Source organism: Caballeronia fortuita, assembly GCF_001544835.2.
Lineage (GTDB): Bacteria > Pseudomonadota > Gammaproteobacteria > Burkholderiales > Burkholderiaceae > Caballeronia > Caballeronia fortuita.
This window is the reverse complement of sequence record NZ_FCNX02000001.1, coordinates 700,714-726,036: the sequence shown is the minus strand read 5'-3', so window position 1 is coordinate 726,036 and position 25,323 is coordinate 700,714. Positions and strand designations below refer to the sequence as shown.

At 62.9% G+C, this 25,323-nt stretch carries 27 protein-coding genes and 1 other RNA gene; 15 read left to right on the top strand and 13 right to left on the bottom strand.

The features are described from left to right. Positions 1-88: 88 nt before the first annotated feature. The 3 genes from AWB77_RS03420 to AWB77_RS03410 are packed head-to-tail and all read left to right on the top strand — an operon-like array spanning position 89 to position 3,012. The gene (locus tag AWB77_RS03420; protein WP_061132936.1) at positions 89-1,234 is read left to right on the top strand and encodes a Re/Si-specific NAD(P)(+) transhydrogenase subunit alpha; all 1,146 of its coding nucleotides are present in this window, start codon (positions 89-91) and stop codon (positions 1,232-1,234) included. 14 nt (positions 1,235-1,248) lie between these two features. Further along, a complete protein-coding gene (locus AWB77_RS03415; RefSeq protein WP_008351539.1) occupies positions 1,249-1,569 on the top strand; it encodes an NAD(P) transhydrogenase subunit alpha part 2 in 321 nt (106 codons plus the stop codon). Further along, positions 1,570-3,012 carry an NAD(P)(+) transhydrogenase (Re/Si-specific) subunit beta gene (locus AWB77_RS03410; protein ID WP_061132935.1) on the top strand — a complete coding sequence of 481 codons (1,443 nt, stop codon included), beginning with the start codon at positions 1,570-1,572 and terminating at the stop codon, positions 3,010-3,012. A gap of 52 nt (positions 3,013-3,064) precedes the next feature. Here AWB77_RS03410 and AWB77_RS03405 read toward each other — a convergent pair whose 3' ends face one another. Then, complete coding sequence (locus tag AWB77_RS03405; protein ID WP_061132934.1) at positions 3,065-3,721, bottom strand: hypothetical protein; 657 nt, start codon at positions 3,719-3,721, stop codon at positions 3,065-3,067. A gap of 171 nt (positions 3,722-3,892) precedes the next feature. Between AWB77_RS03405 and AWB77_RS03400 the strand changes: the two genes are divergently transcribed. From AWB77_RS03400 to ruvB, 9 genes are all read left to right on the top strand, one after another. Beyond that, positions 3,893-5,197: a THUMP domain-containing class I SAM-dependent RNA methyltransferase gene (locus AWB77_RS03400; RefSeq protein ID WP_061132933.1), complete on the top strand. Its 1,305-nt coding sequence runs from the start codon at positions 3,893-3,895 to the stop codon at positions 5,195-5,197. A 130-nt stretch (positions 5,198-5,327) separates the two neighbouring features. After that, complete coding sequence (locus AWB77_RS03395; protein WP_061132932.1) at positions 5,328-6,731, top strand: aminopeptidase P N-terminal domain-containing protein; 1,404 nt, start codon at positions 5,328-5,330, stop codon at positions 6,729-6,731. Then, the gene (locus AWB77_RS03390) at positions 6,728-7,918 is read left to right on the top strand and encodes a UbiH/UbiF/VisC/COQ6 family ubiquinone biosynthesis hydroxylase (protein WP_061132931.1); all 1,191 of its coding nucleotides are present in this window, start codon (positions 6,728-6,730) and stop codon (positions 7,916-7,918) included. The genes AWB77_RS03395 and AWB77_RS03390 overlap by 4 nt, the downstream gene beginning before the upstream one ends. 210 nt (positions 7,919-8,128) lie before the next feature. Next, a complete protein-coding gene (gene dusB, locus AWB77_RS03385) occupies positions 8,129-9,223 on the top strand; it encodes a tRNA dihydrouridine synthase DusB (protein ID WP_061132930.1) in 1,095 nt (364 codons plus the stop codon). Continuing rightward, entirely contained in the window at positions 9,220-9,453 is a 234-nt protein-coding gene (locus AWB77_RS03380; RefSeq protein WP_008351548.1) for a Fis family transcriptional regulator, read from the top strand. The genes dusB and AWB77_RS03380 overlap by 4 nt, the downstream gene beginning before the upstream one ends. A gap of 65 nt (positions 9,454-9,518) precedes the next feature. Next, a complete protein-coding gene (gene purH / locus AWB77_RS03375; RefSeq protein WP_061133153.1) occupies positions 9,519-11,084 on the top strand; it encodes a bifunctional phosphoribosylaminoimidazolecarboxamide formyltransferase/IMP cyclohydrolase in 1,566 nt (521 codons plus the stop codon). A 92-nt stretch (positions 11,085-11,176) separates the two neighbouring features. Continuing rightward, a complete protein-coding gene (ruvC, locus tag AWB77_RS03370) occupies positions 11,177-11,719 on the top strand; it encodes a crossover junction endodeoxyribonuclease RuvC (protein ID WP_061132929.1) in 543 nt (180 codons plus the stop codon). A gap of 21 nt (positions 11,720-11,740) precedes the next feature. Then, the gene (gene ruvA, locus AWB77_RS03365) at positions 11,741-12,322 is read left to right on the top strand and encodes a Holliday junction branch migration protein RuvA (protein ID WP_061132928.1); all 582 of its coding nucleotides are present in this window, start codon (positions 11,741-11,743) and stop codon (positions 12,320-12,322) included. A gap of 58 nt (positions 12,323-12,380) precedes the next feature. Then, entirely contained in the window at positions 12,381-13,442 is a 1,062-nt protein-coding gene (ruvB, locus tag AWB77_RS03360; protein WP_061132927.1) for a Holliday junction branch migration DNA helicase RuvB, read from the top strand. On the opposite strand, the gene AWB77_RS03355 is transcribed toward ruvB, so the two are convergent. From AWB77_RS03355 to tyrS, 3 genes are read right to left on the bottom strand one after another with little or no spacing between them, the layout of a single operon-like run. Further along, positions 13,439-14,089 carry a histidine phosphatase family protein gene (locus tag AWB77_RS03355; protein ID WP_061132926.1) on the bottom strand — a complete coding sequence of 217 codons (651 nt, stop codon included), beginning with the start codon at positions 14,087-14,089 and terminating at the stop codon, positions 13,439-13,441. The genes ruvB and AWB77_RS03355 overlap by 4 nt on opposite strands. Continuing rightward, positions 14,086-14,529 carry a D-aminoacyl-tRNA deacylase gene (dtd, locus tag AWB77_RS03350; protein WP_061132925.1) on the bottom strand — a complete coding sequence of 148 codons (444 nt, stop codon included), beginning with the start codon at positions 14,527-14,529 and terminating at the stop codon, positions 14,086-14,088. The genes AWB77_RS03355 and dtd overlap by 4 nt, the downstream gene beginning before the upstream one ends. Before the next feature lie 4 nt (positions 14,530-14,533). Beyond that, positions 14,534-15,772 (bottom strand): tyrosine--tRNA ligase, encoded by a 1,239-nt coding sequence (gene tyrS, locus AWB77_RS03345; RefSeq protein WP_061132924.1) that lies wholly within the window; start codon positions 15,770-15,772, stop codon positions 14,534-14,536. Between the two features lie 310 nt (positions 15,773-16,082). Here tyrS and AWB77_RS03340 point away from each other — a divergent pair, with 310 nt between their 5' ends. After that, complete coding sequence (locus AWB77_RS03340; RefSeq protein WP_082852574.1) at positions 16,083-17,213, top strand: anhydro-N-acetylmuramic acid kinase; 1,131 nt, start codon at positions 16,083-16,085, stop codon at positions 17,211-17,213. Between the two features lie 50 nt (positions 17,214-17,263). On the opposite strand, the gene erpA is transcribed toward AWB77_RS03340, so the two are convergent. The 3 genes from erpA to rplM all read right to left on the bottom strand — a co-directional run bounded on the left by erpA (position 17,264) and on the right by rplM (position 18,656). Continuing rightward, positions 17,264-17,629 carry an iron-sulfur cluster insertion protein ErpA gene (erpA, locus tag AWB77_RS03335; protein ID WP_061132923.1) on the bottom strand — a complete coding sequence of 122 codons (366 nt, stop codon included), beginning with the start codon at positions 17,627-17,629 and terminating at the stop codon, positions 17,264-17,266. Positions 17,630-17,823: 194 nt separating this feature from the next. Continuing rightward, positions 17,824-18,216, bottom strand: a complete 393-nt coding sequence (rpsI, locus tag AWB77_RS03330) for a 30S ribosomal protein S9 (RefSeq protein WP_008351569.1) — start codon at positions 18,214-18,216, stop codon at positions 17,824-17,826. Positions 18,217-18,227: 11 nt separating this feature from the next. After that, positions 18,228-18,656 carry a 50S ribosomal protein L13 gene (rplM, locus tag AWB77_RS03325; RefSeq protein ID WP_008351572.1) on the bottom strand — a complete coding sequence of 143 codons (429 nt, stop codon included), beginning with the start codon at positions 18,654-18,656 and terminating at the stop codon, positions 18,228-18,230. Between the two features lie 586 nt (positions 18,657-19,242). On the opposite strand from rplM, the gene AWB77_RS03320 reads away from it, so the two are divergent. After that, complete coding sequence (locus tag AWB77_RS03320) at positions 19,243-19,665, top strand: OsmC family protein (protein ID WP_061132922.1); 423 nt, start codon at positions 19,243-19,245, stop codon at positions 19,663-19,665. Between the two features lie 63 nt (positions 19,666-19,728). Here the strand turns inward: AWB77_RS03320 and rnpB are convergent. The 3 genes from rnpB to pyrC all read right to left on the bottom strand — a co-directional run bounded on the left by rnpB (position 19,729) and on the right by pyrC (position 22,051). Then, positions 19,729-20,142, bottom strand: an RNA gene (rnpB, locus tag AWB77_RS03315) — RNase P RNA component class A. A 13-nt stretch (positions 20,143-20,155) separates the two neighbouring features. Next, positions 20,156-20,968: a DUF3025 domain-containing protein gene (locus AWB77_RS03310; RefSeq protein ID WP_061132921.1), complete on the bottom strand. Its 813-nt coding sequence runs from the start codon at positions 20,966-20,968 to the stop codon at positions 20,156-20,158. 9 nt (positions 20,969-20,977) lie between these two features. Next, positions 20,978-22,051 carry a dihydroorotase gene (gene pyrC / locus AWB77_RS03305; RefSeq protein WP_061132920.1) on the bottom strand — a complete coding sequence of 358 codons (1,074 nt, stop codon included), beginning with the start codon at positions 22,049-22,051 and terminating at the stop codon, positions 20,978-20,980. A gap of 179 nt (positions 22,052-22,230) precedes the next feature. Here pyrC and AWB77_RS03300 point away from each other — a divergent pair, with 179 nt between their 5' ends. After that, complete coding sequence (locus AWB77_RS03300) at positions 22,231-23,133, top strand: class II glutamine amidotransferase (RefSeq protein ID WP_074168834.1); 903 nt, start codon at positions 22,231-22,233, stop codon at positions 23,131-23,133. A 48-nt stretch (positions 23,134-23,181) separates the two neighbouring features. Here AWB77_RS03300 and AWB77_RS03295 read toward each other — a convergent pair whose 3' ends face one another. Genes AWB77_RS03295 through AWB77_RS03285 form a run of 3 tightly spaced genes read right to left on the bottom strand, consistent with a single transcriptional unit; the run spans position 23,182 to position 25,321 of the window. Then, the gene (locus AWB77_RS03295) at positions 23,182-23,907 is read right to left on the bottom strand and encodes an amino acid ABC transporter ATP-binding protein (RefSeq protein ID WP_061132918.1); all 726 of its coding nucleotides are present in this window, start codon (positions 23,905-23,907) and stop codon (positions 23,182-23,184) included. Beyond that, positions 23,904-24,581 (bottom strand): glutamate/aspartate ABC transporter permease GltK, encoded by a 678-nt coding sequence (gltK, locus tag AWB77_RS03290; RefSeq protein ID WP_061132917.1) that lies wholly within the window; start codon positions 24,579-24,581, stop codon positions 23,904-23,906. Before gltK ends, AWB77_RS03295 begins: the two co-directional genes overlap by 4 nt. After that, positions 24,581-25,321, bottom strand: a complete 741-nt coding sequence (locus tag AWB77_RS03285) for an amino acid ABC transporter permease (RefSeq protein WP_061132916.1) — start codon at positions 25,319-25,321, stop codon at positions 24,581-24,583. Before AWB77_RS03285 ends, gltK begins: the two co-directional genes overlap by 1 nt. Positions 25,322-25,323: the final 2 nt, after the last annotated feature.

The following is a 25,323-nucleotide window of genomic DNA, read 5'->3' as shown; positions in this document are numbered from 1 at the left end:
TTCCAGCATTTGAAATAAAAAACTCAGCCTTAAGCCTTCCTAAACCTTGCCCGGGTGAAGGAGGCAATCAAGACAGGAGGATCAAAAGATGCATATTGGAGTGCCTGCTGAAACGCGGGCGAATGAGGCGCGCGTCGCCGCCACGCCCGAAACGGTCAAAAAGCTCGTGACGCAAGGACATCGAGTTTCGGTGCAGAGCGGCGCGGGCTTGCCGGCAAGTTATATCGACGATGCGTTCGCGCAAGCGGGCGCCGATCTCGTCGATGCCGCGACGGCCTTTTCCGCCGAGATCGTCCTCAAGGTCCAGTCGCCTTCCGCCGAGGAACTGGCGCTAATGAAACCCGGCGCCGTACTCATCGGCATGCTGGATCCGTTCAATACCGAGAACACCGCGCGGCTCGCCGCCGCCGGCGTCACGGCGTTCGCGCTCGAAGCCGCGCCGCGCACGACGCGCGCGCAAAGCCTCGACGTGCTTTCGTCGCAGGCGAACATCGCCGGATACAAGGCCGTTCTGATGGCCTGCCAGTATTACCAGCGCTTCATGCCGATGCTGATGACCGCCGCCGGCACCGTGAAAGCCGCGCGCGTGCTCGTGCTCGGCGCGGGCGTCGCGGGACTTCAGGCGATTGCGACGGCCAAGCGTCTCGGCGCGGTCGTCGAAGCGTCGGATGTGCGGCCGGCGGTGAAGGAGCAGATCGAATCGCTCGGGGCGAAGTTCGTCGACGTGCCGTTCGAAACCGACGAGGAGCGCGAGGCCGCGGTCGGCGTCGGCGGGTACGCGCGCCCGATGCCGGCAAGCTGGCTCGCGCGGCAATCGGCGCAGGTGCACGAACGTGCGAAGGCGGCGGACATCGTCATCTCGACCGCGCTGATCCCGGGCCGTCCCGCGCCGACGCTGATCTCCGTCGAAACGGTGAAGCACATGAAGCCAGGCTCCGTGATCGTCGACCTCGCCGCCGGGCGCGGTCCCGAATTCGAGGGCAGGAAAGGCGGCAATTGTCCGCTCACCGAAGTCGACACGGTAGTGATGAAGCACGGCGTGCATATCGTCGGCCATACGAATCTCGCGTCGATGGTCGGTGCCGATGCCTCCGCGCTCTACGCTCGCAATCTGCTCGACTTCCTGAAGCTCATCATCACGAAGGAAGGCACGCTCAACATCGATCTCGCGGACGATATCGTCGCGGCCACGCTCCAGTGCCGCGATGGACAACTCGCCCGCGCCACGGCCTGAACACGGAGACGCACATGGATGTCATCAATCACACGGTGATCAACCTCATCATCTTCGTGCTGGCCATTTACGTCGGCTATCACGTCGTGTGGAACGTCACGCCCGCGCTGCATACGCCGCTGATGGCCGTGACCAACGCGATATCGGCGATCGTGATTGTCGGCGCGATGCTGGCTGTCGGCCTGACGGTCGGCGCGGCGGGCAAGTTCTTCGGCACGCTCGCGGTGCTGCTCGCGGCGGTGAACGTGTTCGGCGGCTTTCTCGTCACGCGGCGAATGCTGGAGATGTTCAAGAAGAAAGAGCCCAAGAAGATCACGAGCAAGGAGGGCGCGTAAATGAGCATGAACGTCGTTACTCTCCTTTATCTCGTCGCTTCGGTGTGCTTCATTCAGGCGCTGAAGGGCTTGTCGAATCCGAAGACCGCGCGCATCGGCAATACGTTCGGCATGGCGGGCATGGCGATCGCCATTCTCACCACGCTCGCGCTGATCGTGAAGCAGGCCGCGTTTCTCGAAGCGAATCTCGCGCTCGGGCTGTCGCTGCTGTTCGTCGCGCTGATCGTGGGCGGCGGCGCGGGCGCGTATATCGCGGCGAAAGTCGAGATGACGAAGATGCCCGAGCTCGTCGCGGCGATGCACTCGCTGATCGGTCTCGCGGCTGTGTGCATTGCGTACGGCGTGGTTGCGGAGCCGGCGGCGTTCGGACTCGCGCCGCTTGGCGAGCCGATTCCGTATGGCAATCGTGTCGAGTTGTTCATCGGCACGTTCGTCGGGGCGATCACGTTTTCGGGCTCCGTCATCGCGTTCGGCAAGCTCTCGGGCAAGTACAAGTTCCGGCTCTTTCAGGGCGCGCCGGTCGTGTACTCGGGACAGCATCTGATCAACCTGCTGCTCGCCATCGCGATGATCGGCTTCGGCGTGATCTTCATGCTCACCGAATCGTGGCTGCCGTTCATCATCATGACGATCATCGCGTTCGCGCTGGGCGTGCTCATCATCATCCCGATCGGCGGCGCGGACATGCCGGTGGTCGTGTCGATGCTGAACTCGTACTCGGGCTGGGCGGCGGCGGGCATCGGCTTCTCGCTGAACAATCCGATGCTGATCATCGCCGGCTCGCTCGTGGGATCGTCGGGCGCGATTCTCTCGTACATCATGTGCCGCGCGATGAACCGCTCGTTCTTCAACGTGATTCTCGGCGGCTTCGGCGGCGAGGCGGGCGGCGCGACGGCGGGTGGATCGGCGGAGCAGCGTCCCGTCAAATCCGGTTCCGCCGATGACGCCGCGTTCATGCTCGGCAACGCCGAAAGCGTGGTGATCGTGCCGGGTTACGGGCTTGCGGTCGCGCGCGCGCAGCATGCGTTGAAGGAACTGACGGACAAGCTCGTCGAGAAAGGCATCGACGTGCGGTACGCGATTCATCCCGTCGCGGGGCGCATGCCGGGGCATATGAACGTGCTGCTGGCGGAAGCGGAAGTGCCCTACGAGATGGTTCAGGAGATGGAGGATATCAACAGCGAGTTCGGCCAGACGGATGTGGTGCTCGTGCTCGGCGCGAACGACGTGGTGAATCCGGCTGCGAAGACCGATCCGAAATCTCCGATCGCGGGAATGCCGATTCTCGAAGCGTATAAGGCAAGGACGATCATCGTGAACAAACGGTCGATGGCGGCGGGGTATGCCGGACTCGATAACGAACTGTTCTATATGGACAAGACGATGATGGTTTTTGGGGACGCGAAGAAGGTGGTCGAGGAGATGATGAAGGCGGTGGAGTAGAACGAGCGGGCGTAGGCGGAGCAAGCAGATGCTCCGCCTACATCGCCTATTTCTAGCGTTTTTGGAAACGATTCAATGCGAGTTCAAGAAGGGAGAGATAGTAATGTGCTCGCAAAGAAGATCTACTTGCTGACACCCACATGGCAAGAGAACTCAGTACCGCCGAAATTATGACGATCACGACATAAGACAAATACGGACCTTCCGGTTTGAGCGAGTCCAGCAGGGCGGTCGAGAAAACCGAAATCGCCGCAATAAGGCCGCTAAAAATCGAGAAATCCGATATGCCGCTGGACTTCACAATTGTTAATCGAATCGCTGCCTGCGCATCCTCCAACTCCCCTCGCGAGAAGTATGCGAGCCTTGCGACGTTCGAAACATCATGCTCTGCGTGAATCCTTAGTTCCTCGCCAGTGTTCTTGCGACGTTTTGACAATGCGTACTGGCGTAGCATTCCTGCGCAATAAGCGATCATCGCGCTGGCAATTGCTATTAGCGCAATTGCGCGAAACCAGACGCTATTGTGGATCGATTTGCATATCAGCGCTGTTATCAAGATCAGGAAAATAATCATCGCTGGAATTAGCACGAGAACCACGGAATATTTCGAATCTCTTTCCCGAGGCCGTAGGTCACACTTGGCCAATACGTCATAGATTGAGTCGATCTGCACATCCGCGCCAATCTTCCCCTGTCGTTGCATCTGCATGTGCTTGCTCGATGTTTGATTAATGTGGGATCAAGGTCAAGAGTAACTCGTGCGCTTGGCGGAAAGTGTCACTAAGTGTCGGTTGCTCATGCAAGCTGGTCACACACGACAGTGAGGCTCCGTCAGTGTCCCGCGTACAATACCGCCTTTACTCGTCCGAAAAAGCACCACATGGCCTCCCCCCTCTTCGACTGGTTCGTCCCCTGCCCGCGCGGTCTCGAAGCACCGCTTGCCGCCGAGTTGGCCGAAATCGGAGAACGGCACGTGGCCGACGCTCCCCTTTCCGGCGGCGGATCGCTCGTCGTCGGCGCACAAGTGCCCGGCGGCGTCCACTTCCGGGGCGGCTGGGTCGCGGGCATGGCGGCGAATCTGCACTCGCGCATCGCGAGCCGCGTGCTGCTGAAAGTCGCGCAAGGCCCGTATCGCAACGAGCAAGACATCTACGAACTCACGCATCGCCAGCGATGGGAGCAATGGTTCACGCCCAGCCAGACGATGCGCGTCGACCTCACCGCGATCAAATCGCCGGTGAAAAGCCTCGAATTCACGACGCTGCGCGTGAAGGACGCCGTCTGCGACCGCCTGCGCGACGTGGCCGGCGCGCGCCCGAGCATCGATACCGCACAGCCCGACGTCCGCGTGTTCGCATTCCTTACGCTGAACGAGTGCACGCTTTATCTCGATACATCGGGCGAACCGCTGTTCAAACGCGGCTGGCGTCTCGACAAGGGCGCCGCGCCGCTGCGTGAAAATCTCGCCGCAGGCATTCTGCGACTCACCGGCTGGACACCCGGCACGCCGCTCTTCGATCCGATGTGCGGCAGCGGCACCTTCCTCGCCGAAGCGGCGCAAACCGCGCTCAACATCGCGCCAGGCAACGACCGGCGCTTCGGCTTCGAAAAGCTGAAGCCTTTCCATCCGGGCATGTGGCAAAAGCTCAAGACGGCCGCGCTCGAACAACGCCGCGCCGCGCGCGCGTCGCAGGCCGAACTGAGCATCTTTGGCAGCGACATCTCCGGCGACATGCTCGAAAAAGCGCGCGCGAACCTGAGCCGCGCGGGCATCACCGACCTTTCGCTGAAACAGGTCGACGCCCGCAACATGGTCCCGCCCACCGACGCTCCCGGCATCCTGATCGCCAACCCGCCGTATGGCGAGCGTATCGAAGTGCGTGGACGCGGCCCGCGCGGCGAGATTCGCGACACGCCGCGCTCCCGCCGCGAAGACGACGACACCTTCGCGCGCGCGCAGCCCGATCCTGCCGACACCGAGTTCTTCGTCTCCTTCGGCAACGCGCTCAAACAACGCTTTCCCGGATGGCGCGCCTACGTGCTCACTTCCGACCGCAAGTTGCCGGGCCTGCTGCGCCTGCGCGAATCGACGAAAACGCCGCTCTTCAACGGCGCGCTCGAATGCCGCCTGTTCCGCTTTGATCTGATTGCGGGCAGCGTGCGCAACCGTCCTTCTGGCGAATGAGTATGCGGCGCGGTCACGCACCGCGCCATTAGGCCGAATGGCATAGGCAAAATCACGCGTCTCGCCGTCGTTCTGGCCTATGCCGAATGGCCGAGTGCCGGCATCGTGAAGCCGGCGCTACAATCGGCGCATGAACTCACCAACCGAACTCGCCAGCCCCATCGCCGTCGATGTCTACCGCGCGCGTCGCGAGCGCGTGCTCGCCGCGCTGCGTGCGCGAGGCGGCGGCGTCGCCATCGTGCCGACCGCGCCGGAAGTCATGCGCAACCGCGACACGGACTATCCATTCCGTCACGACAGCTACTTCTACTATCTGACGGGCTTCACCGAACCCGAGGCAACGCTCGTGCTGGACGCGAGCGCGCCGCCCGGCGAACCCGCGTCGATCCTTTTCTGCCGCGACAAGAACGTCGAGCGTGAAACGTGGGAAGGCTTCCGCTTCGGCCCCGAGGCCGCACGCGACGCCTTCGGTTTCGACGACGCGTTTCCCGTCGATACGCTCGACGAGGAAATGCCGCGCCTGATCGCCGACAAGCCTGCGCTGCATTACGCGCTCGGCACCTCCGCCGACCTCGACGCCCAAGTGCGCGCCTGGCTCGCCGCCGTGCGCGCGCAAAGCCGCAGCGGCGTGCGCGCCCCCGCGAAAGCGGAGAATCTGCTGCCGGTTCTCGACGAAATGCGCCTCGTCAAAGACCCGCATGAAATCGCGATCATGCGCCGCGCCGCATCGATTTCAGCCGAGGCGCACCGTCGCGCGATGCGCGCATGCCGCCCCGGCATGCGCGAATATGAGATCGAAGCCGAGTTGCTCTACACATTCCGCCGGCATGGGGCGCAAGCCCCGGCGTATGGATCGATCGTCGCGGCGGGCGCGAATGCGTGCGTGCTGCACTATCCGGCCGGCAATACGATCGCGCGCGACGGCGACCTGATTCTCATCGACGCCGCCTGCGAACTCGACGGCTACGCGTCCGACATCACGCGCACCTTCCCCGCAAGCGGCCGTTTCACGTCATCGCAGCGCGAGTTGTATGACATCGTGCTCGCCGCGCAAACCGCTGCCGTCGACGCGACGCGCGCCGGCGTCACCTTCGACGTGCCGCATCAGGCTGCGCTCAAAGTGTTGTCGCAAGGTTTGCTGGATACCCGCATCCTCGATAAAGCCAAATTCGGCAGCGTCGACGACGTCCTCGCGCAACGCGCCTACGCGCGTTTCTACATGCATCGCACGGGGCACTGGATCGGCATGGATGTGCACGACGCGGGCGAGTATCGCGAAGCCGACGGTCCGCTCGACGAGCAAGGCGCGCGGCCCTGGCGCACGCTCGTTCCCGGCATGGCGCTTACCATCGAACCGGGGCTTTACGTGCGCGCTGCCGAAGACGTGCCGGAAAAATATTGGAACATCGGCATCCGCATCGAGGACGACGCGATCGTCACGCAAAGCGGCTGCGAGCTGCTTACGCGCGAAGTGCCCGTCGCAGCCGACGAAATCGAAGCGCTGATGCGCGAATCAAACGCAGACCGATCATGAGCGACGTTCACGGCATCGAGCCGCATTTCGATTACGACATCGCCATCGTGGGCGCGGGGCCGGTCGGACTTGCGCTCGCCGGCTGGCTCGCGCGGCGCAGCGCGACGTCGCGGCTTTCCATCGCGCTGATCGATGCGCGCACGCCCGAAGCCGCCGCAAACGATCCGCGCGCGCTCGCGCTCTCGCACGGCAGCCGCGTGATGCTTCAGCCGCTCGGCTTTCCCGGCGACGCCACGCCGATCCGCCGCATCCATGTGTCGCAGCGCGGGCATTTCGGCCGCACGCTGATCGAGCACGACGAGCACGCGCTACCGGAACTGGGCTATGTGGTGCGCTACGGATCGCTCGTCGGCGCGCTCGCAGATACCGTTCGCGCGACGAACGTCGACTGGCTCACCGACACGTCCGCGCTCCCGCCCCTGCAGGACAACGACGGCGTCACCCTGCCGCTGCAATCCGCGAGCGGCGAGCGCACGATCCGCGTCAAGGTGCTCGTCAACGCGGAAGGCGGCCTGTATCAGAAAAGCGCGCCATCCGACGACCGCCGCGCGCGCGATTACGGGCAGACGGCCATCGTCGGCACGGTGAGCGTGTCCGATCCGCGCGCGAACGTCGCGTGGGAGCGCTTCACACAAGAAGGGCCGATCGCGCTCTTGCCGTGCGGCGGTCAGCGCCATGCGGACTATTCGCTCGTCTGGTGCTGCTCGCCCGACGAAGCCGCGCGCCGCATGCAGCTCGACGACTCCACATTCCTCGCCGAACTCGGCGCCGCGTTCGGCACGCGCATGGGCAGTTTCACGCGAATCGCATCCCGCGCCGCGTTCCCGCTCGGGCTGACCGCGCTCGATGTGCTCGTCGACCGGCGCACCGTCGCGATCGGCAATGCGGCGCAGACGCTGCATCCCGTCGCGGGTCAGGGCCTGAATCTCGGCCTGCGCGATGCCCTCGCACTCACCGACGCGCTGTCTGCCGACGGCCCGCGCCCGCTGGCACTCGCCCGTTTCGCGCAGCGCCGCGCGCTCGACCGCCGTCTGACGATCGGCGCCACCGACACGCTCGCGCGCATCTTCACCGTCGATTCCGCGCCGTTCGCGGCGATGCGCGGGCTTGCTCTTACCGCGCTCGAATTCCTTCCGCCGGTAAAAACCGCCCTCGCGCGCCAGATGATGTTCGGCCAGCGTCGCTAAAACCGCAAACCGGGGCAATCGTCTGCGCCAAGTACATGAACTTATCCTCTATGAACGCCTGCTCTTTCATAGAAGATTTAATGACTTGCAAGCGATTGCTCTTAATTTCAGCACGCTGTTCGCGTTAAAATACGCGTTTCCCCTTCAGCAACGTTGCATCCGCCTGACACGGCTCATGCCGAGATCGACAGCGCGGATCGTTTAGCCTTCATGCCCACAATCGGTTCACACGTCCTGCGCAATAACCTGTTCGTCGCTCCGATGGCTGGCGTCACCGATCGCCCGTTCCGGCAGCTCTGCAAGCGCATGGGCGCGGGCTACGCGGTGTCGGAGATGGTCGCGTCGAACGCGCAGTTGTGGAAGAGCGAGAAGACCATGCGCCGCGCCAACCACGCGGGCGAGGTCGAGCCGATCTCGGTGCAGATCGCCGGCGCCGATCCGCAGATGCTCGCCGAAGCCGCGCGCCACAACGTCGCGAACGGCGCACAGATCATCGACATCAACATGGGCTGCCCGGCGAAGAAGGTCTGCAACGTCGCCGCGGGCTCGGCGCTACTGCAGAACGAGCCGCTGGTCGCGCGCATCGTCGAGGCCGTCGTGCAGGCGGTCGGCGTGGGGCCGGACGCGGTGCCCGTCACACTCAAGATTCGCACGGGGTGGAATCGCGAGAACAAGAACGCGCTCACCATCGCGAAGATCGCGCAGGAAGCGGGCATCTCGATGCTCACCGTCCACGGCCGCACGCGCGCCGATCTCTACAAGGGCGACGCGGAGTACGAAACCATCGCGGCGGTGAAGGCATCGGTGAGAATTCCGGTTGTCGCGAACGGCGACATCACAACGCCCGAAAAAGCGCGCGACGTGCTCGTCGCGACCGGCGCCGACGCCATCATGATCGGCCGCGCGGCGCAGGGCCGTCCGTGGCTCTTTCGCGAGATCGAATACTTTCTGCAGACGGGCGAGCGCATGCCGCCGCCGCGCATCGACGAAATCCAGCAAGTGATGAACGAGCATCTCGAAGATCACTACGCCTTTTATGGGGAATTCACGGGCGTTCGGACTGCGCGCAAGCATATCGGCTGGTACACTCGCGGCCTTTCCGGCGCCAACACCTTCCGGCACCGGATGAATACGCTGGACACGACCAAAGAACAATTGCTCGCTGTCAACGAATTCTTTGACGCGCAAAAGGCGTTGTCGGACCGTCTCGTCTATGTGGACGAGGCCGGTGACGCCGAAGACGCGGACGGGGAAGAATCGTGCGGCGGGAACAACAACACGACAGACCGACTGATTGCCGCATGAGCAGACATAACATCGAACAATGCGTCCGCCAGAGCCTCGACAACTATTTTCAGGACCTGGACGGCTCCAACCCGCACGACGTGTATGACATGGTGATTTCGTGCGTGGAAAAACCGATGCTCGAAGTGGTGCTCGAGCAGGCGGGCGGAAACCAATCGCTCGCGGCCGAGTATCTCGGCATCAACCGCAACACCTTACGCAAGAAGCTGCAGCAGCACGGATTGATTTGATTCATCGGACTCAAGGCGCGCGCCTTGGTCCGGCCTGGTTTCCCTTTTCGGTTTCAGTGTTCATCATGATCAAGCAAGCGCTCCTCTCCGTTTCCGATAAATCCGGCATCGTCGATTTCGCGAAATCCCTGTCGGCACTCGGCGTCAAGCTCCTCTCGACCGGCGGCACGGCGAAACTGCTCGCCGACGCGGGCCTGCCCGTGACCGAGGTCGCCGACTACACCGGCTTTCCGGAGATGCTCGACGGACGCGTGAAGACGCTGCACCCAAAAGTTCACGGCGGCATTCTCGCGCGCCGCGACCTGCCCGAGCACATGGCCGCGCTCGAGAAACACGACATTCCTACCATCGACTTGCTGGTCGTGAATCTGTATCCGTTCGTGCAGACGGTCGCGAAGGAAGAGTGCTCGCTGGAAGACGCGATCGAGAACATCGACATCGGCGGCCCGACAATGCTGCGTTCGGCGGCGAAGAATCATCGCGACGTGACGGTCATCGTCGATCCGGCCGATTACGCCGCCGTGCTCGACGAGATGCGCGCGAACGGCAACAACGTCGGCTACAAGACGAACTTCCGTCTCGCCACGAAAGTCTTCGCGCACACCGCGCAGTACGACGGCGCGATCACGAACTATCTGACGAGCCTCACCGAAGAGTTGCAGCACGCAAGCCGCAATGCCTATCCGGCGACCTTCAACGTCGCGTTCGAAAAGGTGCAGGATCTGCGCTACGGCGAGAATCCGCATCAGAGCGCGGCGTTCTATCGCGATCTGAGCGTGCCGGCCGGCGCGCTCGCGAACTACGAGCAGTTGCAGGGCAAGGAGCTGTCGTACAACAACATCGCCGATTCGGACGCGGCGTGGGAATGCGTGAAGACGTTCGATGCGCCCGCGTGCGTCATCATCAAGCACGCGAATCCGTGCGGCGTGGCGCTCGGCGCGACTGCGCTCGAAGCCTACTCGAAGGCGTTCCAGACGGACCCGACTTCCGCGTTCGGCGGCATTATCGCGTTCAATCGTGAAGTCGACGAAGCGGCGGCGCAGGCGGTGGCGAAGCAGTTCGTCGAAGTGCTGATTGCGCCTTCGTTCAGCGAGGCGGCGCGCGCGGTGTTCGCGGCGAAGCAGAACGTGCGTCTCTTGCAGATCGCCCTCGGCGACGGTCATAACGTGTTCGACCTGAAGCGCGTCGGCGGCGGGTTGCTGGTGCAATCGCTCGATGCGAAGAACGTGCAGCCGCACGAACTGCGCGTCGTGACGAAGCGTCATCCGACGCCGAAGGAAATGGACGATCTGATGTTCGCGTGGCGCGTGGCGAAGTTCGTGAAGTCGAACGCCATCGTGTTTTGCGCGAACGGCATGACGATGGGCGTCGGCGCGGGCCAGATGAGCCGCGTGGATTCGGCGCGCATCGCGGGCATCAAGGCGCAGAACGCCGGTCTGACGCTGAACGGCTCGGCCGTGGCGTCCGATGCGTTCTTCCCGTTCCGCGACGGCCTCGACGTCGTCGTGAACGCGGGCGCGACCTGCGTGATTCAGCCTGGCGGCTCCATGCGCGACGACGAAGTGATCGCCGCCGCCGACGAGCACAATGTCGCCATGATCGTCACCGGCACGCGTCATTTCCGTCATTAATTCCGCCTGCTTCATTTAAGATTGGCCTGTTTGCGCTTTCGAACGGCGCGAACAGGCCTTTTTGGTTTCAACGAGCCGCGAAACGCGAACGAATGAGAATCCTTGGCATCGACCCCGGCCTGCGCGTGACGGGCTTCGGCATCATCGACAAGACGGGGCACACGCTCAACTACGTGACGAGCGGCGTCATCAAGACGGCCGATGCGGATCTGCCTTCGCGCCTCAACACCATTTTTAGCGGCATCTCGACACTCATCGCGCAGCACAATCCGGATCAGGCGGCGATCGAAAAGGTCTTCGTCAACGTGAATCCGCAATCGACGCTCTTGCTCGGGCAGGCGCGCGGCGCGGCCATTTGCGGGCTCGTCGCGAGCGGCGTGCCGGTTGCCGAATACACCGCGCTCCAATTGAAGCAGGCCGTCGTCGGTTACGGACGCGCGACCAAGGAACAGATGCAGCAGATGGTCGTGCGCCTGCTCTCGCTCTCCGGCGTGCCGGGCACCGACGCCGCCGACGCGCTCGGCATGGCGATCTGTCATGCGCATGGCGGCACCGGTCTCGCGGCGCTGGGCGGCATCGCGCCGGGGCTTGCGAAGAAGGGCTTGCGCGTGCGGCGTGGCCGTCTCATCGGCTAATTTCTCTACGAATAATCAAACATGATCGGTCGCATCGCCGGCGTTCTGCTGGAAAAAAATCCGCCGCATTTGCTCGTCGATTGCAACGGCGTCGGCTACGAAATCGACGTGCCGATGAGCACGTTCTACAACCTGCCGAACGCGGGCGAAAAGGTCGTGCTGCTCACGCAGTTGATCGTGCGCGAGGACGCGCATCTGCTCTACGGCTTTCTCACCGCGCAGGAGCGTTCGACGTTCCGCGAGTTGCTGAAGATCAGCGGCATCGGCGCGCGCATGGCGCTCGCGGTGTTGTCGGGCATGAGCGTGCACGAACTCTCGCAGACCGTGACGACGCAGGACGCGGCGCGGCTCACGCGCGTGCCGGGCATCGGCAAGAAGACGGCGGAGCGCCTGCTGCTCGAACTGAAAGGCAAACTCGGCGCGGATCTCGGCGCGATCGCGGGCACGGTTTCGCAGTCGGATCACGTGTCCGACATTCTCAACGCGCTGCTCGCGCTCGGCTACTCGGAGAAGGAAGCGCTCGCCGCGGTCAAGAACGTGCCGGCGGGAACGGGCGTGTCCGAGGGTATCAAGCTCGCGCTGAAGGCGCTGTCGAAGGGGTGATTTGGCTTAGGCCGTTCGGCCGGGTTCGCCGCGAGAAACCTCGCTGTACAATCGAAAAATGATCGAAACCGACAAACTCGCCGCCGAACGCGTCATTTCGGCTACGCCCGTTTCGCCGAACGAGGAAGCGTTCGAGCGCGCGCTGCGTCCGCACAAGCTCGACGAATACATCGGGCAGGAAAAGGCGCGCGGCCAGCTTGAAATTTTCATCGAGGCGGCGAAGCGCCGTTCCGAAGCGCTCGATCACGTTCTGCTCTTCGGACCGCCGGGTCTCGGCAAGACGACGCTCGCGCATATCATCGCGCGAGAGATGGGCGTGAATCTGCGGCAGACATCGGGGCCGGTGCTGGAGCGCGCGGGCGATCTCGCCGCGCTGCTCACCAATCTCGAAGCGAACGACGTGCTGTTCATCGACGAGATTCACCGGCTTTCGCCGGTCGTCGAGGAAATCCTGTATCCGGCGCTCGAGGATTATCAGATCGACATCATGATCGGCGAAGGGCCGGCCGCGCGCAGCGTAAAGCTGGATCTTCAGCCGTTCACGCTCGTCGGCGCAACCACGCGCGCGGGCATGCTGACCAATCCGCTGCGCGATCGCTTCGGTATCGTGTCGCGGCTGGAGTTTTATAACGCGAGCGAACTCGCGCGCATCGTGGCGCGATCGGCGTCGCTATTGAAGGCGGACATCGTGAACGAGGGCGCGCTGGAGATCGCGAAGCGCTCGCGCGGCACGCCGCGTATCGCGAACCGCCTGCTGCGCCGCGTGCGCGACTACGCTGAAGTGAAAGCGGACGGCATGATCACGGCTGACGTCGCCGATAAAGCCCTGAAGATGCTCGACGTCGATCCCGTCGGCTTCGATCTGATGGACCGCAAGCTGCTCGAAGCGATTCTGCACAAGTTCGACGGCGGGCCGGTCGGCGTGGACAACCTCGCGGCGGCCATCGGCGAAGAGCGCGATACGATCGAAGACGTACTCGAGCCCTATCTGATTCAGCAGGGCTTCCTGCAGCGCACGCCGCGCGGACGCGTCGCGACGATGCTCACATACCGGCACTTCGGCATCGCCGCGCCGGACGGCGGGCCGATCCGCGATATCTGGGATGCGAACAACGGCTAGGCGCGCTTGCGCAGATTGTCGTCGTCGGTATCGGTCGACAGATGCGTGACGTCTCCCCACGAGACGACCGTCGCGCCGCCATCGGCATAATTCACGGTGTTGACGCTGCAATTGAGCAGCGGCCAGGCGCGCGGCTCCTGCAACGGCAGCTTCATCGCGAACCGGTAAATGCAATCGAGCACGCCGCCATGCGCGACGACCGCGATGCGCCCGCCCGCGTGCGCCGCGACGATCGGCTCCATCGCGTGCAGGACACGGTGATAGAACACGCGCTGCGATTCGCCGTCGCCGGGTGGCGCGAAGCCGGGATCGCGCGTCTGCCATTCGACGTATTCGGCGGGAAACTTGTCGTTGATTTCGTCGCTGTCGTGGCCTTGGAACGCGCCGTAGAAACGCTCGCGCAATCGGTCCGACAAGCGCACGTCGAGCCCGAGGGCATCCGCGAAAGGACGCGCTGTCTGTCGGGCACGCTGCAGATCGCTCGAATAGACGGCATCGATGCGCCCGTCGCGCGCAAGACGCTGCCCGAGCTGTTCGGCCTGCAGCAAGCCATGCTCGGACAACGGAATGTCGATATGCCCCTGAATGCGCTTGATGCGGTTCCAGTCGGTTTCGCCGTGCCGGATGAAAAGAACCTGAGTCGTCATGGACGTACCTGAAGCCAGAAGGTGACCGGCCCGTCGTTCACGAGCGAGACCTGCATTTCCGCGCCGAATTCGCCCGTTTCGACGACGGGATGTTGCGCGCGCGCCCGGGTCACGAAGTAATCGAAGAGCCTTTTGCCTTCGTCCGGCGGCGCGGCGGGCGTAAAGCTCGGGCGCAGACCGCTGTTCGTGTCGGCGGCGAGCGTGAATTGCGAGACGAGCAGCAACCCGCCGCCGACGCTCTGCACCGACAGATTCATCTTGCCCGCTGCATCGCTGAAGACGCGATAGCCGAGCACCTTCGCGAGCAACTTGTCGGCCGCGGCTTCGTTGTCGCCGCGTTCGGCGCAGACGAGCGCGAGCAGGCCCGCGCCGATCGCGCCGGTTACGCGCTCGCCCACGCGGACATCGGCGCGCTTCACACGCTGAATGAGCGCGATCATCGGGTTATGCGGTCAGCGTGACGCGCGCGAAACGGCGCTTGCCCACCTGCACGACGAACTCGCCCGCCTCGACCTTCAGCCCCTTGTCGGAGACCGTCGCGCCGTCGATCTTCACACCGCCCTGCTCGATGTTGCGCAGCGCTTCGCTCGTCGACGGCACGAGGCCCGCCTGCTTCAGCAACTGACCGATCGCGACTGGCGCACCCGCGAGCGTCACCGTCGGAATGTCGTCCGGCACGCCGCCCTTCGCGCGATGATTGAAGTCGTCGAGCGCGCGCTCGGCGTCCGCGGGAGAATGAAAGCGCGCGACGATTTCCTGCGCCAGCATCACCTTGAAGTCGCGCGGATTGCGGCCGCCTTCGGCCTCGCGCTTGTAGCCTTCGATCTCGCTCATCGGACGGAACGACAGCAGTTCGAAGTAACGCCACATCAGCACGTCGGAAATGCTCATCAGCTTGCCGAACATCTCGGTCGGCTTCTCGCTGATGCCGACGTAGTTATGCTTCGACTTCGACATCTTCTCGACGCCGTCCAGCCCTTCGAGCAGCGGCATCGTCAGAATGCACTGCTGTTCCTGTCCGTACTGCTTCTGCAATTCGCGTCCGACGAGCAGGTTGAACTTCTGATCCGTGCCGCCGAGTTCGAGGTCCGCGTTCAGCGCGACGGAGTCATAGCCCTGCATCAGCGGATAGAGGAATTCGTGGATCGAAATGGGCACGCCGCCCTGGAAGCGTTTCGTGAAGTCCTCGCGCTCCAGAATGCGCGCGACCGTGTAACGCGACGCGAGCTTGATCATGCCGTCGGCGCCAAGCGGCATCGACCATTCGCTGTTGTAGCGGATCTCGGTCTTTTCGCGATCCAGCACGAGCGCCGCCTGCTCGAAATACGTCTTCGCGTTCATCTCGATCTGCTCGCGCGTGAGCGGCGGGCGCGTCGCGTTGCGGCCGGACGGATCGCCGATCAACGACGTGAAATCGCCGATCAGAAAAATCACCTGATGACCGAGATCCTGCAACTGGCGCATCTTGTTGAGCACGACCGTATGGCCGATATGGATGTCGGGCGCGGTCGGATCGAGACCGAGCTTGATGCGCAACGGCTTGCCCGTTGCGGCGCTGCGCGCGAGCTTTTGCGCAAATTCGTCTTCGATCAGCAGTTCGTCGCAGCCGCGTTTGGCGATGGCGAGCGCGCTTTTCACGTCGTCGGTGATCGGAAAGCTGGACGCGTTGGAATCAGTGGTCATGCTTGCGGCTTCGGAGTCAAAAGGGTTCGATGACGGGCGATGCGGTCGCGCGGCTGGCGCGGATGCCGTGTCAAGAAGGCGGCGCGCGGAAAATGACGAAATCGCGCGCAATTGATTGTTCAGGCTCCGGATTTTACGCGATGACGCGGCCGTTCGCGCCGTTTCGTGTCCGATTGCGCCGTTTTGCGCGGCATTCGGCGCGCCGAACTGATGAACTCATCTTAACGATTCGACCCGTAACGCGGATAATCGCCGCTAATCGGCAAACGGCATCGACGAGGAGAGCAGCGTGGGAAAGAAAGCCGAAGCAATCGAAACCGGCAAGGCGGACGGCGTGTACTTCGGCTTGATGTCCGGAACCAGCATGGACGGCGTCGATGGCGTCGCGGTGCAGTTCGCGGCGGGCAAGCCGCCCGTCGTGCTCGGCGAGGCGCACGTCTCCTTTTCGAAAGGCTTGCGCGATGCGCTCTTCGAACTGCAATCGCCCGGCGACAACGAACTCGAGCGCGAGGCGCTCGCGGCGAACGCGCTCGCAACGCGCTACGCGGTCTGCTGTCACGAACTCCAGAGCATGAGCGGCTATTCGGCAGCGAAGGTGCGCGCGATCGGCGTGCATGGGCAGACGGTGCGGCATCGGCCGGAAAAGGGTTACACGCGCCAGATCAACAATCCCGCGCTGCTCGCGGAGATGACGAATATCGATGTCGTCGCCGATTTTCGCAGCCGCGATGTCGCCGCGGGCGGCCAGGGCGCGCCGCTCGTGCCGGCGTTTCACGCGACGGTGTTCGGCGACAGGAACGAGACGCGCGTCGTGTGCAATCTGGGCGGCATCAGCAACATCACGATTCTCGCGGCGAGCGGCGACGTGCGCGGCTTCGATTGCGGCCCGGCCAACGCGCTGATCGACGAATGGGCTTTGCGTCACACGCAGCGCGCCTACGACGATGGTGGCCAGTTCGCGGCGCGGGGCCGGATCGATCAGCCGCTTTTGAGCGCATTGCTCGACGAACCGTTCTTCGATCAGGCGCCGCCGAAGAGCACGGGCCGCGACCTCTTCAATCCGGTCTGGATGGACGCGAAACTCGCCGCGTTCGCGAATCTCGCTCCCGCGGATGTCCAGGCCACGCTCACCGCCCTCACCGCGACGACCGTCGCGCGCGAGATCGCGCGTCACGCGCCCGACACGCGCGCGGTCTACGTATGCGGCGGCGGCGCGCGCAATCCCGTGCTGATGAAGATGCTCCAGCAGGCACTCGAAGACAGCGGCGTCGCGAGCGTTCCCGTGATGACGACCGAGGCGCTCGGCGTGCCGCCGCAACAAGTGGAGGCACTCGCCTTCGCATGGCTCGCGATGCGCTGTGTCGCCCGCGATCCCGGCAATCTTCCCGCCGTGACCGGCGCGGCGGGCGGGCGCGTGCTCGGCGCAATTTATCCGCGTTAACGAAAAACGGAGCCGCTCGGGCTCCGTTCTCTAACGCCAGAAACGCGCGCTCAGACCGAGAACGATGAACCGCAACCGCAAGTCGTGGTGGCGTTCGGGTTCTTGATGACGAACTGGGCGCCGTTGATATCGTCCTTATAGTCGATTTCCGCGCCGACGAGATACTGATAGCTCATAGAGTCGATGAGCAACTGCACGCCCGCCTTGTCCATTACGGTGTCGTCTTCGTTGACTTCTTCATCGAACGTGAAGCCGTACTGGAAGCCCGAGCACCCGCCGCCTTGCACGAATACGCGCAGCTTCAGGTCCGGATTGCCTTCTTCGTCGATCAGTTGCTTGACCTTGTCCGCAGCCGCGTCGGTGAAGACGAACGGCATCGGCATTTCGGTCGTGGGGGTGTCGCTGACAGCGCTCATTCGAATTCTCCAATTAAGCTTCTAACCGCTATTGTAGGGCTGATCTCAATATCGTGCCGAATGTCCATGGAATCAATGGGCTATATGAAAATTCGACATGCATCAGCCCAGGCGCGCCAAAACGAAAAAAGCCGCCTGCACCATAGTGCGGGCGGCTTTGGCAGCTTCGCCGGAACGTGGCTGGCGAAAAGCGCTTAACGCTTCGAGAACTGCTTGCGGCGGCGTGCCTTGTGGAAACCGACCTTCTTACGTTCCACTTCACGCGCGTCGCGGGTGACGAAGCCTGCGTTGGACAGTTGCGACTTGAGCGTTGCGTCGTAGTCCATCAGCGCGCGGGTGATGCCGTGGCGAACCGCGCCCGCTTGACCCGTCTCGCCGCCGCCGTTCACGTTGACCTTGATGTCGAACGTGGTGGCGTGGTTCGTGAGTTCGAGCGGCTGGCGCACGATCATCAGCGACGTTTCACGCGAGAAGTAGTCAGCGATGGGCTTGCCATTGACGATGATTTCGCCCTTGCCCGACTTGATGAAGACACGAGCGACGGCGCTCTTGCGGCGGCCCGTACCGTAGTTCCAGTTACCGATCATGTGGGCTCCCCTTAGATCTCGAGCGCTTTAGGCTGTTGAGCCGTATGCGGATGCGTTGCTTCGGCGTAGACCTTCAGCTTCTTGATCATCGCGTAGCCGAGCGGACCCTTCGGAAGCATGCCCTTGACAGCCTTCTCGAGCGCGCGGCCCGGGAAACGCTCTTGCATCTTGCCGAACGTCGTTTCGTAAATGCCGCCCGGATAGCCCGAGTGACGATAGTACTTCTTGTCCGTGGTCTTGTTGCCGGTGACCTTCAGCTTGCCGGCATTGACGACGATGATGAAATCACCGGTGTCGACGTGCGGAGTGAATTCAGGCTTGTGCTTGCCGCGAAGACGGCGTGCCACTTCGCTGGCGACACGGCCGAGAACCTTATCCGTCGCGTCAATCACGTACCATTCGCGCGTCACCTCTTCGGCTTTTGCGGAAAACGTCTTCATGATCGATCCAAAAAATTGATCTGCCCTTGAACTGTGTCTTGTTCGGCCCTGCTTATATGAGTGCGCTCAGGCCGAAACCGGGCGCGTGCAGGCTCTCACAAGCCTCTCTCCGCGGGCGTGTGGCGAAGAGAACTTTGAATTATAAAGGGAAATTGGCGTTGACGTCAAAGAAATGCGTCGGGGTGACGTCAGGACGAAAAAAAGCCCGAGCAGCTCGGCTCGGGCTTAATCCACCAAAGGAGGAGGTGGAGGAGACAGAAACGAGTATAGGTATGAGCATGCTGCAAAGCAAGAAGATTTGCATCGTGAAAGCGCATTTCACTATTTGAAATTTTGATTGCGTTCGGACAAGCCCGTATTTTTCTTTATAAACAATAGGTTAGTCAATTCGGCCGCGCATTTTCAAGGCAGAAAGAGGATTAGAATCCATCCTCGACTCAAGTTCACCGCGCAATTGCCGGCAGCGTCGCGCCGATTCTGATCGCGTCAACTGGTGGATGCTCGTAAGCAGCCGCCGATGGAAAATCGTCGAGCCGCTACAATATAGCTTCCGTATAACGACGCGCTGAGCAGCTGGAGCCTGAGCATGGAATGCAAAGTTAGCTGGATGGGACAAGACGGCATGGCCTTCGCGGCTGAAACGGGAAGCGGCCATCTCGTCAACATGGACGGCGCGCCGGAAGGCGGCGGCCGCAATCTCGCACCGCGCCCGATGGAAATGGTGCTGCTCGGCACGGGCGGCTGCACCGCGTACGACGTCGTGATGATCCTGAAGAAGAGCCGTCAGGAAATCGAGGGCTGCTCGGTGACGCTGAAGGCCGACCGCGCGAGCGAAGACCCGAAAGTCTTCACGAAGATCCACTTCCACTTCACGGTGACGGGCAGGAACCTGAATCCGGCGACGGTCGAGCGCGCGATCAACCTGTCGCACGACAAATATTGCTCGGCGTCGATCATGCTGGCGAAGACGGCGGAGCTCACGCATTCGTTCGAGATCGTCGAAGCCTGAGCTTCATGGGACGCAAAAAAAAGAGCCGACGTCGCAAGACGCCGGCTCTTTTCCTTTGAATAACGACAAAGCAGGCCGATAAGCCGGATTCTGTGCACGCGCCGCCCGAAGGCAAACGCGCGTGGCAATCATTCCTCTAGACGCGCCATTGCTGACGCGTTCAAGCTTCCTACCCGCAGACGAACGGGGGCACCGTCCTGCATCTCGAAGATGCGCGCCTGCCTATTTGGAATTGCTCCGGGTGGAGGTTACCGTGCCGGAACGTCTCGCGACGTCCGCGGTGCGCTCTTACCGCACCGTTTCACCCTTACCTGATCTCCGGACTTTCGCCCGGAGCCATCGGCGGTTTGCTTTCTGTTGCCCTGTTCCGCGTGTCGCCACGGATGGCCGTTAGCCATCACCCTGCCCTGTGGAGTCCGGACTTTCCTCGCCCTCTCCGGCCGAAGCCGTCGAGGCCGCGATTGCCTGGCCTGCTTTGTAAGCAACGATTTTAGCATCCCCGCGCGCGGCGGCCCGGTCGAAACACAGAAGCATCGTCGTAGAAATCCGGCGATGCGTTCGCGTCCCACCAACCCGGCACGCCCAGAACGGGCAACGGCGCGAACGCGCGGCTCTCGAGCGGTTCTCCACGGATTCGCTCCGAGACGATCTCATCGAGCACCGCGCGGCGGGCGACATCGTCGAGAGCGAAATAGCGGGCGGGAACATCGACGATCCACGCGTGCCCGGTGCACGCCTTGTACGGTGCGACGAGCTTTTCCAGCAGCGCGTGCCCGAAGACGCGCGCCTCGCAGCGCGTGCCCCATGCCGCGCGTTCGTCGATGAACAGCGTGCGCCAGCAGAAGCCGCGCAGCGCGTCTCCAAGCGATGCGTCGGCGCATGCGAAGAACACCGCGTTCTCATCGAAAAGCGTGAGCGCGTCGCGCACGCCGCCGCGCGTCGGCCCGATGCCGAGCGCATCGATCTGCCCGGCCTGACGCGCGTTGAGCGCCGCCTTGATACGCGGATACGCGAACCACATCGCGGCGTTGAAGAAATCGTGGAGGTTGTGGCGCGTCGGCACGCGGCCGGTCTGCGCGATGTGACCTTCGTAAGACGCGCCCGCCGGCAGTTCGTCCTGCGCGATGAACGCGAGCCGCTTGCCGCGCCCGGTGACATGCCCGGCCGCCGCCGCGTCTTCGTTCAGACTTGCAAGATAATCGCCGTGGCCTGCGAGCGCCGCCGTCTGCCAGCGCCTGCCGCGCGCCTCGATGGACGCGAGCCACGGCCGCGCCCAGTCGATATCCGCGAAACCCGCGCTCACGTCGCGTGCTTACTGCGCGTCCGCGAAACGCCAGCCGATCGACTCGCCGCCGCGCAGCGGGACGATGGTCGAATCGCCGGCGGTGAATTCGGCGGGCAGCGTCCACGCGCCGCGCTCGATCGTCACCGCGTCCTTGCTGCGCGGCAGGCCGTAGAAGTCCGCGCCGTGGAAGCTCGCGAAGCCTTCGAGCTTGTCGAGCGCGCCGGCCTTGTCGAAGCTTTCCGCATAGAGTTCGAGCGCGTGCAGCGCCGTGTAGCAGCCCGCGCAGCCGCACGCGTGTTCCTTCAGCCCTTTCGGATGCGGCGCGCTGTCCGTGCCGAGGAAAAAGCGCGGATTGCCCGAGGTCGCCGCCTCGACCAGCGCCACGCGATGCGTCTCACGCTTTAGCACCGGCAGGCAGTAATAATGCGGCCGCATCCCGCCGACCAGCATGATGTTGCGGTTGTACAGCAGATGATGCGCGGTGATCGTCGCGCCGATCGCGCCGTCCGCGTCGCGCACGTACTCCGCCGCGTCCTTCGTCGTGATGTGCTCGAACACGACCTTCAGCGCGGGAAAATCGCGGCGCAGCGGCGTCATCACGCGGTCGATGAACACTTTCTCGCGATCGAATACGTCGATGTCGCTATCGGTCACTTCGCCGTGCGTCAGCAAGGGCATGCCGGCTTCCTGCATCGCTTCGAGCGTTTTTGCGCATTTGCCGAGCAGATCGGTCACGCCCGCGTCGGAATTGGTCGTCGCGCCCGCCGGATACAGCTTCACGCCGTGCACGAAGCCGCTTTCCTTCGCGCGGCGGATTTCGTCGGGCGGCGTGTTGTCGGTGAGATAGAGCGTCATCAGCGGCTCGAAACGCGCGCCCGCGCCCTCTTTCGGCAGCGCGGCCAGAATGCGCTCGCGGTACGCCGCGGCCATGTCCGTCGTCGTCACCGGCGGCTTCAGGTTCGGCATGATGATCGCGCGGCCGAACTGGCGCGCGGTGTGCGGCAGCACGGCCGCGAGCGTCGCGCCGTCGCGCACGTGCAGATGCCAGTCGTCGGGACGCGCGATCGTGAGCGAATTGGGCGAAGTTGAGGTAGCGGACATGGCGTGATGGCGGGAACGTTGGGATGGCGCAAGTCCACGCAAGGACAGGAAAAAATCGCCGTGGAAATTCCACAACGCGCGCATCGGCGAGCGTTTGCGCGTTTTTTTCGGCTCGACCTCGGTGATATGCTTGTCGGACGTATTGTAACAACAGGCCCAAAGCCGACCGCCTCAGCATCATGTGCCAACTTCTCGGAATGAATTGCGCCGAACCGACCGACGTGACGTTCTCGTTCACCGGTTTCGCGGCGCGCGGCGGTGTCACGGATCATCATGCCGACGGCTGGGGCATCGCGTTCTTCGAGGACAAGGCCTGCCGGCTTTTCATCGATCATCAGTCGTCCGCCAGCTCGCCGCTCGCGGACATGGTGAAGCGCTACCCGATCAAGTCGAAGAACACGATCGCGCATATCCGCAAGGCCACGCAGGGGCATATCCTGCTCGAAAACTGCCATCCGTTCATGCGCGAGTTGTGGGGCCGGCATTGGATCTTCGCGCACAACGGCGATCTGAAAGGTCACGCGCCCGAGCTGACCGGCGTGTATCAGCCGGTCGGCACGACGGACAGCGAGCTCGCGTTCTGCGCGCTGCTGCAAGGTCTGCGGCGCGCATTTCCGTGCGCGCAGCCGCCGCTGGACGAACTCTTCGACGCGCTCGCCGAACTCACGCGCGACATCACGCAATACGGCGTGTTCAACTTCCTGATGTCGAATGGGCAGGCGCTCTTCTCGCACTGCTCGACGCATTTGTACTATCTGGTGCGCAGCTGGCCGTTCTCGACGGCGCATCTGATCGACGCGGACATGTCGATCGATTTCGCGAAGTACACGACGCCGGAAGACCGCGTCGCCGTGATCGCCACGTCGCCGCTCACGGACAACGAAATCTGGACGCGCTTCGCGCCCGGCGATCTCGCGATGTTCCAGTGCGGCGATCTTTCCCGCACGACGAATATTCCGGTGCCGGAGGAAGTGGCGAAAAAAGCGGCCGAGCCGCTCGCGAAGGCGTGCGTCGGGTCGGCGCTGAGAGTCGACGAGATTCGCACGACGGCGGCGGTGGAATCGGAACTCGGGATCGAATAAAAAACGGCGCTTCTTTCGAAGCGCCGTTTTGCTTTGCCGAGCCGAAACTCAGTGAAGGATCTTCGCCAGAAAATCCTTCGCGCGATCCGACTTCGGATTCGCGAAGAACGCTTCCTTCTGATCGTCCTCGACGATCAACCCGCGGTCCATGAAGATCACGCGGTTCGCCACCTTCTTCGCGAAGCCCATTTCGTGCGTCACGCACATCATGGTCATGCCTTCCTGCGCGAGTTCGACCATCACGTCGAGCACTTCGTTGATCATCTCGGGATCGAGCGCGGACGTCGGCTCGTCGAAGAGCATCGCGATCGGGTCCATGGACAGCGCGCGGGCAATCGCCACGCGCTGCTGCTGACCGCCCGACAACTGGCCCGGAAACTTGTCCGCGTGCGCGCGCAGGCCGACGCGATCGAGCAGCTTCAAACCCTTTTGCGTGGCTTCGTCGCTCGAACGGCCGAGCACCTTGATCTGCGCGAGCGTCAGATTCTGCGTAATCGTCAGATGCGGAAAGAGCTCGAAGTGCTGAAACACCATGCCGACCTTCGAGCGCAGCTTCGACAGATTCGTTTTCTTGTCCGTCAGCGACTGGCCGTTGATCGAGATCTCGCCCTTCTGGAACGGCTCGAGGCCGTTCACGGTCTTGATGAGCGTCGATTTGCCCGAACCCGACGGGCCGCACACCACGACGACCTCGCCCTTCTTCACTTCGGTCGTGCAGTCCGTCAACACCTGAAACTGCCCGTACCACTTCGAAACATTCTTGATAGAGATCATCTTGCGACCTTTTTCTGAAGACTTTTGACGAGCGCCGACGCCACCACGCAAATCACGAAATAGCACGCGCCCGCGAACAGGACCATTTCGACGGTCGTGCCGTCACGGTCGCCGATATTCGTTGCCGTGCGGAAGAAGTCCGCGAGACTGATGACGTAGACGAGCGACGTATCCTGAAACAGGACGATCGCCTGCGTGAGCAGAAGTGGCACCATCGCGCGAAACGCCTGCGGGAGCACGACGAGCTTCATCGCCTGGCCGTAGGTCATGCCGAGCGCGAACGCCGCGTTCACCTGGCCGCGCGGCACGGCCTGAATGCCGGCGCGGATGATTTCCGAATAGTACGCGGCTTCGAAGAGCGAGAACGCGACCATCGCCGAGGCGAGCCGGATGTCGATGTCGGCGGACAAACCGAGCACGTTCTGTAGCAATTGCGGCACGATCAGGAAGAACCACAGCAGCACCATCACGAGCGGAATCGAGCGGAACAGCGTGACGTACGCGCTCGCGAACCATTGCAGCGGCTTCACGCCCGACAGGCGGAACAGCGCGAGAATGGTGCCCCAGATGATGCCGACCACGATCGCGAGCAAGGTGATCTGCAGCGTGATCTTCGCGCCCGTCATGAGCGTGGGCCACGACGCGAGCACGCCACTCCAGTTGAACTGATGCATTACTTGCCTCCGATGTAGCCGGGCAGCCGGGTTTTCGCTTCGACCCAGCGCATCAACAACATCACGACGAGGTTGATGAGCATGTAGGCGATCGTCACCGCGATGAACGATTCATACGTCTGCGCCGTGTAATCGACGAGCTGACGCGCCTGAGCGGAAAGATCGAGCAGACCGATGGTCGACGCGACCGCCGAGTTCTTGAACACGTTGAGGAACTCGGACGTGAGCGGCGGCACGATGATGCGGTACGCAACCGGCATCAGCACGTAACGATACGTCTGCCATTGCGTGAAGCCCATCGCGAGACCCGCGTTGCGCTGTCCGCGCGGCAAGGCGTTGATGCCCGAGCGCACCTGTTCGCACACGCGCGCGCCGGTGAACAGCCCGAGACAGATGATCGACGATGAAAAGAACTGCGCGGTGGGCGGCAGTTGCTTGAACCAGTTGCCGATGGACGGCGGCAGCAATTCCGGTATCACGAGATACCAGACGAAGAACTGCACGATCAGCGGAATATTGCGGAAGATTGCGACATAGACGGTGCCGATGCCCGCCAGCGTGCGATTCGGGACCGTGCGCAAGATGCCGAACAACGAGCCGACCACGAGCGCGATGACCCAGGCCGCGAGCGACACGGTGATCGTCACCCAGAAGCCGGATATCAGCCAGCCGAGATAGGTCGTGGGCTCGCCGGTCGAAACCGGACTCAGCAGGATGCCCCAGTTCCAGTGATAAGACATGG